Raw genomic sequence first — 15,899 nt, forward strand, 5'->3', positions numbered from 1 at the left:
TTAAACTAAAATAAAATGAAGAAATTTTTTTTATTGACATTACTGATCCTTTCAACAATGAGTTTTGCTTTCGCTCAAAACAGGATGAAACTGGATGATGACTGGATGGAAAAAATCAGATCAGAAAAAGTAGCTTTCCTGACGTCCAAGCTGGAATTAACCCCGAAGGAAGCACAAAAGTTTTGGCCTGTATATAATGAATTTGAAGAGAAACGTTTCAAAATTCATATGGAGCGCCGTAAAATGGAACATGAAACATTAGAAAATACGGATGGGTTGTCTGATTCTGAATTAAAAGCCATTTCGAATGATTTTGTTAGCTTGTTTCAACAAGAAGCCGATTTAATGAAAGAATACAGTCATAAATTCTTCGATGTTTTACCTGCTAAAAAAGTGGTCAGTTTTTACGATGTCGAAAATGACTTTCGATCACACATGCTTCAGGAATTCCGAAAGAAAAAACGAGATAATAACAATTAAAATGAGCCGCAACAGCGGCTTTTTTTATGTCTGCGAAATCGGGGAATAACATCTACATATCCACACTCTACTTTCCACTGATACCTTTTAATCCACGTCCCCCCACACATACTATAAGTCTATATACCAACACATTAACACCAACAAAGCCAAATATCAGTCCATATTGGCAGGATTTTTTCAACATCCTTAGAGAAAATTCATAAAAAAACAATGCAATGGACAATTTACAAGGTGAAAATAAGAATACTCAAAATATTAGCCCTGAAGAAGAACACTTTTTAAAACTAATTCAAAAGCGCTGGAGTCCCCGGAGTTTCAGTGATGAAAAAATCCCGATCGAATCAATTCAGCAGATTTTTGAAGCTGGAAAGACAATCATGTCCAGTTTCAATGAGCAGCCTTGGCGTATCATATTTGCGTTTAAAGATGATCCTCATTACTCAAAATTATTTGATTGTTTGGGCGAGTTTAACCAAAACTGGGTTCGAACAGCACCTTGTCTCGGAGTAGTAGTAGCAAGAAAACACTTCACCAAAAAGGACAAGATAAATCGACATCGCTTTTACGATTCGGGTGCTTTTATGGCAGCTGCTACTTTGCGAGCAACCAGCATGGGACTATTTGCACACCAAATGGCCGGGTTCACTCCACAAAAAGTGGTCGATCATTTTGATCTTCCTGATGAATTTGAGCCGATCACCATGTTTGTCATTGGAAAGCCAACTGATCCCGATCAACTTCCCGAGGACCTCAGAAAACAAGAAACGAAAAAGTCGGACAGAAAAGAGCTTGATGAGTTTTTGTACCAAGGATGGGAAGTTCCCTACAGAAAAGCTTAGCAAAGTAAAAAAGTAATTTTTAAAATCTTAATCATGAGTTACAACAATCAATACGACACACTGGTGGGAGCAATTGAAGCATTGAAAAAACGCGGTTTTACGCATAATTTCTCAGTCAACAAATCAGGTCAACTTGAAGAACATTCTGATAAGCATTATCAGGCTTCCGAAGTAATACTACATGAATTCCATCGATTTGAAGGAAATACCAATCCGGCCGACATGAGCATTGTTTATGCCGTTGAAACAAAATCGGGAGCAAAAGGAACAGTTGTCGACTCCTACGGTGTCGATGGTTCTGAAATCGTTTCAAACTTCATGAATAATGCTGAGCAAAAGCAATTTGATTGAAACAAAACCAGACTAAAAGCAACAATCATCGGCAAGGAACCTACCTTGCTTTGTATAATTAATAATCTTAAAATTTAATATTATGAGCGCAACAACAGACAAAATTAAAGGAAATTGGAATACCGTTAAAGGTAAACTTAAGCAGAAATACGGAGAATTAACTGACGATGACTTAGTATATAGCGAAGGTCAGGAAGATGAATTGATCGGTCAGATTCAGAAAAAAACAGGAAAAAGTAAGCAAGAAGTCAAAGATTTCATTGACAGCATTTAATACAAAACAACATGGGAACATTAACAGGAAAAAAAGTAGCAATATTAGCGACTAACGGGTTCGAGGAATCGGAGTTGTTTGGGCCAAAAGATGCTCTTGAAAAAAGCGGTGCTGATGTTCGGCTTATTTCGCCGGAATCAGGCAAAATTACTGCGTGGAGACATGGAGAATGGAGCCGTAAGATCGACGTTGATGTTGACATTTCGGAAGCTGAAGTTGCAGACTATGACGCGCTGATGCTTCCGGGTGGGGTAATTAATCCCGACAAACTCAGGCGTGATGAAAAAGCGGTCAGCTTTGTTCGTGATTTTATGGAAACCGGGAAACCGGTTGCAGCTATCTGTCATGGGCCTCAAATGCTAATTGAAGCTGATGCAGTTAAAGGACGAACAATGACATCCTTCTTTTCAATCAAAAAAGACCTGCAAAATGCAGGAGCTAATTGGATTGACCAAGAGGTTGTTGTTGACAAGGGGCTGGTCACTTCCCGTAACCCTTCGGATCTTGAAGCTTTTAGCTCAAAAATGATTGAAGAAATCGCTGAAGGTAATCACTAATATTCTATCAATAACAATAATGAAAGATCGAAACCAAAGGCAGTAGCATGGTTTCGATCTTTTCTAACTTCTAAAATAGATATCATGCCTAATAAAAAAGGATCATCTCGAATTAAGAATGAAGATCAGTACGAAGCACTGATTGAGAAAGGCGCTAGTAAGCAAAAAGCAGCACGAATTGCGAATTCACCTGATTCAGGTAAAAAAGGAGGGTCAAGCAAAAAATATGAAAAATGGACTAAAGAAAATCTGTATGAAAAAGCAAAGCAAGTTGGTATTGACGGAAGAGGTAGTATGTCGAAAAAAGAGTTAATCAACGCGCTGCGAAATAGCTGACAATTCAACGTATTCATTTTTTAAAGAATGAAAGCAGAGCAACTTCCCTCCTCGCTTGTTTATGTAACCGACGAAATGCCAGGATACCACCGAATAAAAATGGGTCAAGGTTTTATTTACAAAAACGAAAGAGGAAGAACACTAAAAGGTAAACGAACATTAAAACGGATCGAAAAACTAACTTTCCCCCCCATGTGGGAGAAAGTTTGGATTTCGAGAGATCCGAATGGACATATCCAGGCTACAGGACGCGATGAAAAAGGTCGCAAACAATATATTTATCATCCGCGATGGAAAAAATACATCGGTACGAAAAAGTATGACAAACTAATTGACTTCGCCAAATTACTTCCAATCATCCGCCGACGAATAAATCGCGATTTAAAACAGGCCGATTGGTCAAAAGAAAAAGTAGCAGCGCTGGCTATTATGCTGATGGATAAACTATTCTTGAGAATTGGCAACAAATACGATGAGGAAGAAAACGGCACTTACGGTACAACTACTCTGCGTAAAAACATCTGAAAGAAAGCGAAACCACGCTCGAAATCCAGTTTAAAGGTAAAAGTGGAAAGTTTAAGACTGCAACAACAAATCATCCGACGTTGAAAAAATTATTGAAAGAATGCTCTGAACTTCCCGGGTACGAGTTGTTCCGCTATAAATCGAATGGTGGTTACAAAGTGTTGAATTCCGAAGATGTAAACGAATACCTGCGAGAAATTTCCTCCCACGAGATCAGTGCCAAAAACTTCAGAACATGGGGTGGAACCGTTCTGTCAATCAAGTTTGAGCCCCGGGCGAGAAAAATTGTCGAAGAAAACCCATGAAAGAAAAAAGATGTAACCTTAGTACGCTTAGTTTCGAAAGAATTAAATAACACCGTTGCCGTGAGCCGAAAATATTACATTCACCCCAAAATACTGGCGGCGATGAGCAAGAAAAGTTTAGATGATTTTGATTTGTCGAAAAACATCAAAGAAAAAAAGCGGTATTCAAAATACGAGCTACTTGCCCTAAGTATCTTGAAAATGGACCACGGACTGAACGAGAATAACTAATATGCGTCAAAAAGATTTATGAACATGGAAATGGTTATCAATCAACTCTGGATTTTGCTCGACGTTGTAATCGCTATGGTTTTATGCAGTGTGATTGGAGGCGAACGGGAAAAACTGGATAAACCGGCTGGCTTACGCACCAATATGATTGTTGGAAGTATTTCATGCTTTTTCGTAGCAATTTCTCCGGCTCTAAGTAATTTTATCAACGAGAACATTGTAACCGATATTATGAGTGTTGATCCGGTGAGGATTTTACAATCGATCGTGGTTGGCGTTAGTTTTATTGGCGCCGGCACCATTTTGAAGTCGAAAGATGAAAATACGGTTCGGAATCTCACGACAGCTTCTACCCTGCTCTATTCGTCGGGGATTGGAATCGCCGTGGCTCTAAAAGCATATATACTTGCTGTAGGGCTCACCCTCATCATTTTATTCGTCAACTCAATCAACCATTTGAGAGGTATTAAAGCACGACTTAAAAAGAAGAGGAAATAACTGTTGGGTAATCATCATATTAAATCATTTATGAATTACTAATTTAGTCTATATCATTTACATTTGTATAAAAAAGGCTATGCGATACATTCTGGTTTTGCTACTAACCACACTCCTATCTTGCTCTGAAGAAGGTGATCATGAAGGAAAAATAATTACGATTAATGGCCTGGTTAATCCAAGTGAGCTTGGGAAAACCCTTGCACACGAGCATGTTTTGGTCGATTTTTCAGGTGCAGCAAACTACCATCCTGAAAACTACGATCATCAAGAAGCAGTTGAAAAAATACTCCCTGAACTACTCACGCTGGAAACATACGGGGTCAAAACATTAGTTGAATGCACTCCTCTTTTTGTTGGAAGAGATGTAAAACTGCTAAAACAATTAGCCGATTCAACAGGAATGCAGATTCTGACCAACACCGGATTTTATGGTGCCCAAAACAATAAATTTATCCCTGAACATGTACTGGATATGCCAGCTGAGGCCATTGCTGAGTTTTACATTGCAGAGTTTGAACAAGGCATTGAAGGCACCGGAATTAAACCCGGATTTATAAAAACTGCTGTAAATCGAGGCAAGCTATCCGAATTTCATCAAACATTGATACGAGCCGCTGCAATTGCGCACAAGTCAACCGGTCTTACAATTATGGCACATACCGGGCCTGCAATTGCCGCATTCGAAGAGCTTGAAATATTAAAAGAAGAAGGCGTTTCTCCCGAAGCATTTATCTGGACACATGCGAGCGATGAAAAAGATTGGAAAAACCTAGTTAAAGCAGCACAAATGGGAGTCTGGGTTTCATTGGACAAGTATGGATGGAACGAAAAACATCTCGAAGGTGATGCCCTTGTTTATTTAAAAAATCAGGGCGTTTTAGACAGAATTTTAATTTCACACGATGCCGGCTGGTACGCCCCGTCACAACCCGGGAACGACTTCAAGTCCTACACAAACATTTTTCAATCACTCATTCCAAATCTGAAAGCAAAAGGATTCACCGAAGGGGATATCAACCAACTTTTAATTTCAAATCCGGCAAAAGCGTTTACCGTTGGCAAACGTCTAATTAATAACCAAAACTAACAAAATATGAAAAGGCACACTTACCTTATTGCATGGCTATTTCTTTCCTTGTTCATTTTTACTGCTTGCGCAACTCAATCGGCTGGTAATATTACAAATCCTCCGGGATTTTGGCATGGACTATTTCATGGCTTCATCATCCTGTTTAGTTTTATAGCCAGCTTATTTACCGACTACGAAATTTATGCTTTCCCCAACTCTGGAGGCTGGTACAACTTTGGATTTCTGATTGGTGTAATGATGTTCGGGGGTGGCGGTGGTGCCAGTTCAAAACGAAGAAAATAATTCTTTGAATTTCCTGATCTTTTATGAAAAAATATTATTCAGGAAACAGTTGAACACAAATGTTTCCTATTGTATTCAATTGTTTCCAATCCTTTCTCACCTAAAAAGCACATTGGAACATTAAATATTGCTTTAAAACAGATTCTTAAACTCACGTTATTTAAAGAATGATTAAACTTTACAACATCATCAAGCTGAATTAACTTAAACCCGATGATTGCCCGTAGCTTTGCGGCCTAAATGAGATTTCATGTGGGTATTATTAACATTGCTGTCGGCATTTCTCTTGGGTATTTACGATGTTTTTAAGAAACTATCGGTAAATGAAAATGCTGTATTTCCGGTACTTTTAATCTCGGCAATTACAGGAGCAGTCATTTTTATCCCACCCACGCTAGGTTCCTGGTACTATCCTGAGTTTTTTCAATCCATCAATTTTTATGTGCCTCCAATCACACTGCAGGAACACGGCATGATTTTTCTGAAAACCATGATTGTAGTGAGTAGTTGGATTTTGGCATTTACCGGTTTGAAGCATTTGCCAATTACCATTGTCTCGCCCATTCGGGCAACAAGTCCGTTGTGGACTTTAATCGGAGCGATTATCATTTTTCAGGAACACCTCAATTTGTTGCAATGGGCAGGCGTTATTACCACCCTGTTGTTTTTCTACCTGTTATCGACTGCCGGTAAGCTCGAAGGCATCCACTTTCGCAAAAATATTTGGATTTTGTGCATTATTGGAGCAACGCTGCTCGGTGCATCCAGCGGGTTATACGATAAATTCATTATGCGGAAAATCGACCGTTTTGCGGTGCAGGCGTGGTTTTCATTTTATCAGGTGGTGGTTATGCTTCCGGTAGTTGCCATTTTTCGATGGAGCAAACCCAAAAGCAAGCGACCACCATTCGACTGGCGATGGAGCATTCCTGCGATTGGTGTCTTTCTACTGATGGCTGACTTCGCCTATTTTTATGCACTGAGCTATGAAGACTCCATGATTTCTGTTATTGCTGCATTAAGGCGAGGCGGAGTGTTAGTGGCTTTTGTAACCGGAGCATTTCTTTTTAAGGAAAGTAATATTCGACAAAAAGGAATCTACCTACTTGGCATTTTAGCCGGAATCTTAATGATTAGTTTAGGAAGCTAGCTTTTATTCCGACAAGAATCTTGTTAACTTCGATTGATTAAATCAACAAATATGAATCGAATTCAACTTTTACAAGGCGATATCACCGAAATGCATGTTGATGCTATCGTGAATGCAGCAAACAGAAGTCTTTTGGGAGGTGGCGGCGTTGATGGCGCTATTCATAGGGCAGCCGGCCCTAAACTAAAGGAAGCTTGTGCAAAACTAAACGGTTGTGAAACCGGGCAAGCAAAAATCACAACAGCCTATCGCCTGCCATCGCGATATGTAATTCACACCGTTGGTCCGGTTTGGCATGGTGGCGAGATTGGCGAAAAAGAACAGTTGGCTTCGGCATACCAGAATAGTTTGTTATTGGCCAAAGAATACAAATTAAAAACGATCGCTTTTCCAAATATCAGCACTGGTGTTTATGCCTTCCCAAAAGAGCTCGCCGCGAAAATCGCAATACAAACAATCCTTGAATTTTTAGATGATGACGATTGGTTTGAAGGAGTCACTTTTTGTGTTTATGACGATGAAAATCACAAAATCTACCAAGACCTTTTAAACGTCTGATTTCACTGAACATTTTACCTTTTCAACAGTCTTACAATAGGAATTAATTCTGACAACGAGAAGTAATTTATGTCCTTACTTTTCGTTCTCCGAAATACCGGTTCCTATTGAACCAATAAATTAGAGGTCAATCGCGACAAACAAGTGCGGGTTAGTCAAAAATTCAAATTCATTCTTCTTTATGAAAGTAGTTAAAAGTGTATCTTTAGTTGTTCTTATCTGTTTTATGGGCTTTTCAGATTTGAGTGCTCAACGTGATTATAAAACAGCAATCGGATTCCGTGCAGGCCCGATGGCTGGCTTGTCGCTAAAGCACTTCATCTCCGAAAGCAAAGCGCTGGAATTCATCGTTTCCTCCAGATGGAATGGAACTTTATTTCAAGGTCTGTATGAAATACATCAGGACGTGTTTAACGACTCAAACTTCAACTTATACTATGGAGCGGGCGCACATCTTGGTTATTGGGATTTGAATGGACACATACACCCTTGGTACGACAATGACGGAACTTACACCGCTTTGGGGATTGATGGAATATTGGGACTCGAGTATGCCATTCCAGATGCTCCGATCAGTGTTTCGGTTGACTGGAAGCCCATGTTTAATGTGATTAACTATACCGGCTTTTGGATGGATGACATTGGCCTGACAATACGATTCTACTTTAGATAGTTGATAGTTTACTCCAGCTGTATCGGTGTCACAAAATAGTTAAATCTGATTCAAATGATTGATTGATGAAACGTATTAAGATTGAATTCCCTGTAACGATACTCACAGCAATAGTTGTGCTGGGCGTCATTTTTTCCGGCTATCTGGTTTATCAAAGTCTATCACAAATCGTCGATTCTATTCACCGCGAAGCTCGACCAGATTTTAAGCTGCTGCAAATAAAAGATATTGCCGCTGACCTCTCCGAAGTAGAAAGTACCGTTAGACTATATTCAGTAACCCGAGATGAGAAATATTTTCATCCCTATAAGCAAATCAATCAATCCATTCAGAAAAAACTAACAAATTTGGAAGACTATGCACAGACCAGCGAAGAGCAAAAAATGCAGATTGACTCAATTCGGCAGCTGACAAATGCAAAGCTGGCTGTCTGGAAAGAAATTTTGGTGCTCCATCATGCCCGCGAAGATGCACACGAATCATTCACCGAACTGTACACCAAAATTGACAGTGCGAAAACTGAGCCTGATACCATTTTAGTTGAAGTTGAAGCTCCAGAAAAAAAACGTGGATTGCTAAAACGTATTTTTGGAGGTAAGAAAAAAGAACCTGAGATCATTGAACAAATTCAGGTTCAACCAGTGGATTCCAATACCATCGACAAAGATTCGATCAAACAAGAAATTGCACAAATAGAAGACCGCATAAAAACAACCAACCAGACAATTTCTGTTCAGGAAAAAGCATTACTCGAAGAAAACATCATCCTTTCGGAGCTGCTCAACACATTAATAACTAAATTGGAAACCGACGAACGAAGAAAACTACTTGAGAAAACTCAGGAAGCAGACCGGCTGGCAGCCATCACCTACAAACGGTTGGCCTTATTTACGCTGGGATCGGTTATCTTGTTATTATTGGTTTTGTTTCTGTTTTATAGATATTTAAACAAATCCAGAATCCATCAAAACCTACTTCACAAGGCTAAAACTGATGCTGAAAAACTAGCTCGCGCCAAAGAAGTTTTTGTAGCCACTGTAAGCCATGAAATGCGAACACCCATCAATGCCATTTACGGATTAACCGAGCAGTTGATAAAAAAGACAGATAACAACAAACGTAAAAAGGATTTGGAAATTATTTACACTTCGACCGAGCATTTAATTTCGTTGGTAGACGACACGCTTGACTTCTCGAAAATTGAAAGCCAGAAATTGAAGTTGGCAAAAGATGATTTTTCGCTGGGCAAATTACTTGCTGACGTTATAGTCCTCAACAAAGGAAAAGCGAAATCGAAAAACTTGCGGCTTAAATTAGACACGGATGGTCTTGAACCAATCGTGCTTCGCGGCGATGCTTTTAGATTAAAACAAATCCTGATCAATCTGGTTACCAATGCGATTAAGTTTACTGATCAGGGCAGTGTGACCTTAAAAGTGTCGGCAAAAGAAAATAAATGGCGCAAGATATGGGTCCGCATTCAGGTGATCGACACCGGAATTGGCATATCAAAAGAAAACCACTCGTTAATATTTGATGATTTTGTACAACTGGAAACCGACTTGACCAGAAAACAAGGAGGTGCCGGACTGGGACTGGCCATTGTAAAAAAGCTGATTGACGTGCAAAAAGGGAAAATATCCATCGACAGCGAATTAAATAAAGGAACAACAATCTCACTCGAAATTCCTTACGACATTGGCGACCCGTCAAAAATTAAACAAGCAGAACAGGAAACATTGACAATCCCGGATCATTTTAGCAGCCTGTCAATTTTAATTGTTGATGATGAAGAATTCAACCGATACCTCCTAAGATCGATCCTCGAAAAATGGAATATAAATGTAACGGAATGTTCCGATGGTCAGCAAGCGGTCGATTTGTACAAAAAAGAACATTTTGACCTTGTTTTCATGGACATTCGCATGCCGGTTTTAAACGGATTGGAAGCAGCAAAACAAATTGTACAACAAAACAACGCAGCTAAAATTATTGCACTAACGGCAACCAATAAACCTGATGATATTGAAAAATGCAAGCAAGCGGGTATGCAGCAATTTCTGCCAAAACCCTTTACTGAGAAAGAACTATTAGCGAGGCTATCAGCGGCTAGTCGACACCAACACACAGAGGCTAAATCGCATAAAGGAGAAGCAAAGCCACAAATTGATTTAAGCGAATTGAAACGCATGGCAAATGGAAATATGGCATTTGTAAATGAAATGTTAGAAATTTTCATTCGATCAAGCGATAGTGGCTTATCAGAAATGCAAAAAAACATTGACCTGAAAAATTGGGATATGGTTCGGGAATATGCACATAAAATGGCTGCTCCTGCCAAGCACATCAAGGCACTTAAATTATACTCAAAAATTAAAGAAATAGAGTACGAAGCTCAGCTGGGAGAAAACGAACAGAAAATAATCAAGCTATCTACAGAAATAGAATACGAAGTTGAGACTACTAATCGCTATTTGAGATCCATCCTCGAAGATCAATAGGGTAGGTTTTAAAATCATTTTTAGATAAAAATTCTCATTATGAGAATACTAATTCCATGCTCAAAACAAAACGACACTAATAACCAAACATTTAAGCAGACAAAAACCTAAAATACCGCTTTGGCACTTGAATTGCAGGGTTCAGAGTCAAAGAATTCATCGAAAAACCAACTGCCAGAGAAAAGAAAGTTAGAAGAAGTAAATAATTGCGACACTTAAATGATTTTTAGCCATTTCGTCACCTCTATATATTTTGTTAACAATCCCCAAAACCTCCGCCGGTTTTGGGGATTTTCATATAAAAATTTAAAGTTAAAACCCGCAAATAGCTATACTTTCACAAAATATTTCCATAACATTGCATACAGAAAAGCAATATTTTCCCTGAACCTATTTTATGGATACTGGCAAACCATTTAAAATATTTGTTGTAGAAGACGACGATTGGTATAATCGACTTCTTGTTCATAACCTGTCGTTAATTCCTGAATACGAAATCGAATCGTACACCACCGGAAAAGACTGCATAAAAAACCTGAGTCAAGAACCGGATGTCGTGACCTTAGATTATCGGTTACCCGATATGAAAGGACTCGAAGTTCTGAAAGAGATCAAAGCAATCAATGAGGATATTCAGGTTATATTAATATCCGAGCAAGATGATATTGAAGTCGTGGTTGAGCTACTTCGGCATGGTGCTTACGATTACATTGTGAAATCGTCAGACGTGAAAGAACGGCTGTTGAATACCATAAATAACATTCGCAAAGGAAGTCGGCTCAAAAAAGAAATTGTTACACTTCGAAAAGAAGTAAAAAAGAAATACAGCTACCAAAATACGATTATTGGCAACAGTCCTGCTGCCGAAAAGATGTTCTCTTTAATTGAAAAAGCCACACGCACCAATATTTCGGTTACAGTTACCGGCGAAACTGGTACGGGAAAAGAACTGGTAGCAAAAGCCATTCACTATAATTCCAACCGGGCAAAAAAACCTTTTGTACCGGTAAATGTTGCAGCGATCCCAAAAGACTTAATTGAAAGCGAGCTATTCGGGCACGAAAAAGGTTCATTCACGGGTGCGTCATCTCGCCGAATCGGAAAATTTGAAGAAGCCAGCAGTGGAACTCTTTTTCTGGATGAAATAGGTGAAATGGACATTTCTCTTCAGGCAAAACTACTTCGGGCCCTGCAAGAAAAGGAAATCAATCGGGTGGGAAGCAACGAAGCAGTAAAAGTTGATTGCCGAATCATTATTGCCACTAACCGAAACCTGCTGATGGAAGTTCAGGAAGGGAACTTCAGACAAGACTTGTATTATCGTTTATTTGGCTTACCAATTGAACTTCCGCCACTTCGCGAGCGTGGAAATGATGTAATTATTTTAGCCAAGCACTTTATAAAAAGCTTTTGCAAGGAAAATGAGCTCGATGAAAAAGCACTTAGTTCCGAAGCGGGCAGAAAACTACTTTCCTATTCATTCCCGGGAAACATCAGGGAATTAAAGTCTATCGTTGAACTTGCAGTCACGCTTTCTGATCATGACGAGATTACTAAAGATGACCTTGTATTTGGCGGGCAAAATATGATGGATAGCCTGACTAACGAGGAATGTACCATGCGCGAATACACTATTGAGATCGTTAATCGCTTTTTATCTAAATACGATAATAACATTAAATTGGTGGCTGAAAAACTGGATATTGGTGTAGCAACCATTTATCGTATGCTAAAAGAAGAAAATAAATAATTCGCGCGATCTGAAATTATCAATTTGCGAAACCAGTAATCAGATTGATAAAAATAACGGACACCCCAACAAAACGAACCTCTCATTTACAACCACTTACCAAACAATCATGTTATTGGCACGAGCATTGCTTTCCGCTTAGCACAAAAAACTATAGGAGGAAAACAACATGGACAATACAAGAAAAAAACAATTAGGAATTATCGTAACAGCTGTCGTAGTAGTCGTTTTGGCACTAGTTGGCACCTTTTACGTTTATACGCAGAAGCAATCAGAAGTTGATTCATTGTTAACAAAAAACACTGATTTAAATGAATTGATAGAAGACCGTGATTCTGTCGTAAACGAGATGGTTACTGCTTTCAATGATATTGAAAACAACCTTAAATTTATTAAAGAAAAAAGAAAGCAACTATCCATTGAGCAAAACAAAGAAGGTAATGTTGATCAGAAACAAGCCATTTTAGATGACATTACCCTGATGAATAAAATGCTGGAAGAAAGCAGCAAACATATTGCTGATCTTGAAAAGAAACTAAAAAAATCCGGTATTACAATGAACGGATTCCAACAAAAAATTGCTGCCTTATCTCAAACTGTTGAAGCCCAAAACACAGAAATGGATGAGTTGAGAAGAGTGATCGAAGAGAAAGAAGTGCTCGTTGCAGGATTGAACGAAAAGGTTGAAGACATGGAGTTTGAAATTGCGAAACAAAATGACACCATCGAAAGCAAACTAAGCATTATTGATCGAAAAACGGATGAGCTCAACACGGCACATATTGCCTATGGAACCTATAAAGAACTAAAAGAAAAAGGGTTGCTAACTAAAGAAGGTGGTTTTCTTTGGATCGGTCAAAATAAAACAATTCAGGAAAGTTTTGATGAGGAGTACTTTACAGAACTAAATATTCAGGAAACAAAAACAATTCCGCTTCACTCTAAAAAAGCAACCATTATTTCAGAACACCCGCTCGATTCGTACACATTGGTAGAAGAAGATGGACAAGTTGCTTACTTGCAGATTGATAATCCTGAGGAATTCTGGAAAATATCAAAATACGCTGTTATTGAAGTAAAATAATAGCCCAAAACGACACACTCGAATCTTCACGTATATTAAAACAAGCTCAAAAAAAAACCATCGGGACAGAGGTTCTGATGGTTTTTTGTTTTTTATAGTTTATTGACCAATTTTTGAACAGAAAAATCATTCCATCTAACATAGTATTTCACTTTAATAGAAGTTGCTTACTATTTTGCGAATTATGTACTAAAAAACACCTGTTTTTTATCGCTTTTTTTGTATTATCGTACTGTTATTACTTTTTGTTTGTAATATTGAGTGTTGGTTTGTAGAAAGAGATAAGCAAACAGTTGAATATGCGGAAACCTTGATGAGTATCCTCCTGTTTGTAAACCCAAATAGATTGAATGATGAAAAAGAACCTCAGCGTAGCACTATCCGTATTTTTATTACTAACGTTTATAGTTCCCCAACTCACCTTTGCAAAAGGCAAAGGCAGTCAACAATGGTTTATAACCCCGCGAATTGGTACCGCAACCTTGATGAGCGAAGTTGAATCAGGCTTCACTTCTGTCGACAATGAATTTAGTCATAACATGGGCTTTAGCATGGACATTACCATCTCAAAAACGTTAGGTACTAATTTTGAATTGGGTGTAGGTGTTGGCTTCTATAGTTTAAGTAGCTCCGACGACTCTCTGACAGTTATGGATTTGTCGGTTTGGAGCAGCTCCCACGAAGGATTTAACGGAGTAGCATTTTATACCAATCCAATAGAATATAAGACAACAGCTTTTACTCCAAGTGTATTGGTCCGGTATTATTTTAAGAAATTTGCTAGTCGAGTTAGAGACGCTCAACTATTCCAACCATATATTGAATTAAATGCTGGTCCGAATATCCTCTATTCCGAACTTGCTTACACTGATGTCTCAGGATTACCAAGTGACGATCCTGCATTTTCAATAGGAAAGGGATTTGAACCCAATAAATCCCCTGAAGTGAACCTGCAATATGCACTGGGTCTCGGTTCAAGATTTAATTTTAAAAGTGGGATGACTCTCACTTTGGCTGCTGAAATTTCAAAAGTAAGTACCGACTATTTAGATGGAGCACCTAATTATGCGACGACCGGTACTGATTCTAAGATCAGACAGGATTTGGCAGGACTTGTTCCCCGCATCATGTTTGGTGTTGCCATTCCTCTGAATGAAGGAAGCACCAGAGGAAATCAATATTTGCCTTGGGCACCTTAAAATAGAAACAAGAACTAAACGATAGTTAGGCTCGGAATTAATTTCCGGGCCTTTTTTCATCTGTGTGTCAATTATTTAAAAAATAGTATTTATGATGTAATGAAAAGTTTCCGTCTACGTCTTACATTTGAAAACAGTTAAGAAGCTTGTTCTGATATGCTAGCCAGAGAATTTAAAACATCGGTATTACCCCTTAGCAGCAAACTTCATCGTTATGCGTTGTATTATACAAAAAACGAGGAGGAAGCGCAGGATGTTGTTCAGGATGTATTTTTAAAACTTTGGCAAAAAAGAAAAGGGTTAAATCGTATTGAGAATTTGGAAGCATTTGCGATACGAATAACCCGAAATAAATGTCTTGATTTATTTCGATCGAGCACAAGCAAAACTTGTTCTCTGGAAGATCAAACACCCAATATCGGCAACGAGGTGCATGGCGACCTCAATAACGAGTTAGAACTATCAGAGACAGCCATACTGATCAGGAAACTTATTGGAAAGCTACCAGAGTTACAAATGCAAGTGATGAAAATGCGGGATATCGATCAACTGGAATATGAGGAAATAGCTGAGATCACAACGATGAACATCAACGCCATACGAGTTAACCTATCTCGTGCACGAAAAAAGGTTAGAAACGAATTATTAAAATACCAGGGATATGGAATTAAAGGAAGTCAAGCAAATTCTGCAAAAATACTTTGAGGGAAAGAGCACAAAACTGGAGGAGCAGTCGCTAGCTAAATATTTTAATTCGGACAATATTGATCCGGAACTGAAAGAGTATACGGCCTTTTTCACCGGAATTGATGAACTCTCAGAAAACCCCAGAAACAAGAAGCTGGAAGATGAAATTATGAATCACATCCTGGAAAATGAAAATCAGGAAAAGATTCACTACAGATGGCTTTGGCAATCAGTTAGTGGAATTGCAGCTGCAATTTTAATCGCTTTGCTCGTTGTCAATCTAAACAACGACCATCGACAATGGAACGATACATACAAGAATCCGGATCAAGCTTACGCCGAAGCCAAGCGCACCTTGCAATATGTTGCCAGATACTATCAAAAAGGGATGGATGAGTTACAACCGATAAAAAAAATTGACAATGCTTCGAAGCCACTAAATAAAAGCCTGAATTCCCTAAATAAGGGTTTTGAGGAAATACAGGAAATAGAAAAAATTAACCAAAAACTAAAAAAACAATAA

The 15,899-nt window shown here is 38.6% G+C and carries 21 protein-coding genes; all 21 read left to right on the top strand.

Annotated features, from left to right (window positions below):
* Positions 1 to 15: 15 nt before the first annotated feature.
* The gene (locus ACTB00_RS03470; protein WP_463298554.1) at positions 16 to 480 is read left to right on the top strand and encodes a hypothetical protein; all 465 of its coding nucleotides are present in this window, start codon (positions 16 to 18) and stop codon (positions 478 to 480) included.
* A gap of 218 nt (positions 481 to 698) precedes the next feature.
* Entirely contained in the window at positions 699 to 1,322 is a 624-nt protein-coding gene (locus tag ACTB00_RS03475; protein WP_463298555.1) for a nitroreductase family protein, read from the top strand.
* A gap of 33 nt (positions 1,323 to 1,355) precedes the next feature.
* Positions 1,356 to 1,673: a hypothetical protein gene (locus ACTB00_RS03480; protein ID WP_463298556.1), complete on the top strand. Its 318-nt coding sequence runs from the start codon at positions 1,356 to 1,358 to the stop codon at positions 1,671 to 1,673.
* Positions 1,674 to 1,755: 82 nt separating this feature from the next.
* Positions 1,756 to 1,947: a CsbD family protein gene (locus tag ACTB00_RS03485; RefSeq protein WP_463298557.1), complete on the top strand. Its 192-nt coding sequence runs from the start codon at positions 1,756 to 1,758 to the stop codon at positions 1,945 to 1,947.
* An 11-nt stretch (positions 1,948 to 1,958) separates the two neighbouring features.
* Complete coding sequence (locus tag ACTB00_RS03490; protein ID WP_463298558.1) at positions 1,959 to 2,504, top strand: type 1 glutamine amidotransferase domain-containing protein; 546 nt, start codon at positions 1,959 to 1,961, stop codon at positions 2,502 to 2,504.
* Between the two features lie 84 nt (positions 2,505 to 2,588).
* Positions 2,589 to 2,840 (top strand): DUF7218 family protein, encoded by a 252-nt coding sequence (locus ACTB00_RS03495; RefSeq protein WP_463298559.1) that lies wholly within the window; start codon positions 2,589 to 2,591, stop codon positions 2,838 to 2,840.
* A gap of 27 nt (positions 2,841 to 2,867) precedes the next feature.
* A complete protein-coding gene (locus tag ACTB00_RS03500; protein ID WP_463298560.1) occupies positions 2,868 to 3,365 on the top strand; it encodes a hypothetical protein in 498 nt (165 codons plus the stop codon).
* 23 nt (positions 3,366 to 3,388) lie between these two features.
* Positions 3,389 to 3,670, top strand: a complete 282-nt coding sequence (locus ACTB00_RS03505; RefSeq protein ID WP_463298598.1) for a hypothetical protein — start codon at positions 3,389 to 3,391, stop codon at positions 3,668 to 3,670.
* 60 nt (positions 3,671 to 3,730) lie between these two features.
* Positions 3,731 to 3,901 (top strand): hypothetical protein, encoded by a 171-nt coding sequence (locus tag ACTB00_RS03510; protein WP_463298561.1) that lies wholly within the window; start codon positions 3,731 to 3,733, stop codon positions 3,899 to 3,901.
* A gap of 24 nt (positions 3,902 to 3,925) precedes the next feature.
* The gene (locus ACTB00_RS03515; protein ID WP_463298562.1) at positions 3,926 to 4,399 is read left to right on the top strand and encodes an MgtC/SapB family protein; all 474 of its coding nucleotides are present in this window, start codon (positions 3,926 to 3,928) and stop codon (positions 4,397 to 4,399) included.
* Positions 4,400 to 4,478: 79 nt separating this feature from the next.
* A complete protein-coding gene (locus ACTB00_RS03520) occupies positions 4,479 to 5,489 on the top strand; it encodes a phosphotriesterase family protein (RefSeq protein ID WP_463298563.1) in 1,011 nt (336 codons plus the stop codon).
* Between the two features lie 6 nt (positions 5,490 to 5,495).
* Positions 5,496 to 5,774, top strand: coding sequence for a hypothetical protein (locus ACTB00_RS03525; RefSeq protein WP_463298564.1), 279 nt, complete (start codon positions 5,496 to 5,498; stop codon positions 5,772 to 5,774).
* A gap of 250 nt (positions 5,775 to 6,024) precedes the next feature.
* The gene (locus ACTB00_RS03530; RefSeq protein WP_463298565.1) at positions 6,025 to 6,924 is read left to right on the top strand and encodes an EamA family transporter; all 900 of its coding nucleotides are present in this window, start codon (positions 6,025 to 6,027) and stop codon (positions 6,922 to 6,924) included.
* Between the two features lie 51 nt (positions 6,925 to 6,975).
* Positions 6,976 to 7,482, top strand: coding sequence for an O-acetyl-ADP-ribose deacetylase (locus ACTB00_RS03535; protein WP_463298566.1), 507 nt, complete (start codon positions 6,976 to 6,978; stop codon positions 7,480 to 7,482).
* 181 nt (positions 7,483 to 7,663) lie between these two features.
* Positions 7,664 to 8,155 carry a hypothetical protein gene (locus ACTB00_RS03540; RefSeq protein ID WP_463298567.1) on the top strand — a complete coding sequence of 164 codons (492 nt, stop codon included), beginning with the start codon at positions 7,664 to 7,666 and terminating at the stop codon, positions 8,153 to 8,155.
* 65 nt (positions 8,156 to 8,220) lie between these two features.
* Complete coding sequence (locus ACTB00_RS03545) at positions 8,221 to 10,656, top strand: response regulator (protein WP_463298568.1); 2,436 nt, start codon at positions 8,221 to 8,223, stop codon at positions 10,654 to 10,656.
* 397 nt (positions 10,657 to 11,053) lie between these two features.
* The gene (locus ACTB00_RS03550) at positions 11,054 to 12,406 is read left to right on the top strand and encodes a sigma-54-dependent transcriptional regulator (RefSeq protein WP_463298569.1); all 1,353 of its coding nucleotides are present in this window, start codon (positions 11,054 to 11,056) and stop codon (positions 12,404 to 12,406) included.
* Between the two features lie 169 nt (positions 12,407 to 12,575).
* Positions 12,576 to 13,490 carry a Cbp1 family collagen-binding glycoprotein adhesin gene (locus tag ACTB00_RS03555; RefSeq protein ID WP_463298570.1) on the top strand — a complete coding sequence of 305 codons (915 nt, stop codon included), beginning with the start codon at positions 12,576 to 12,578 and terminating at the stop codon, positions 13,488 to 13,490.
* A 350-nt stretch (positions 13,491 to 13,840) separates the two neighbouring features.
* A complete protein-coding gene (locus tag ACTB00_RS03560) occupies positions 13,841 to 14,689 on the top strand; it encodes a hypothetical protein (RefSeq protein ID WP_463298571.1) in 849 nt (282 codons plus the stop codon).
* Between the two features lie 156 nt (positions 14,690 to 14,845).
* Entirely contained in the window at positions 14,846 to 15,394 is a 549-nt protein-coding gene (locus tag ACTB00_RS03565; RefSeq protein WP_463298572.1) for an RNA polymerase sigma factor, read from the top strand.
* A complete protein-coding gene (locus ACTB00_RS03570) occupies positions 15,351 to 15,899 on the top strand; it encodes a hypothetical protein (RefSeq protein ID WP_463298573.1) in 549 nt (182 codons plus the stop codon). Before ACTB00_RS03565 ends, ACTB00_RS03570 begins: the two co-directional genes overlap by 44 nt.

The organism is Sunxiuqinia sp. (assembly GCF_055140945.1).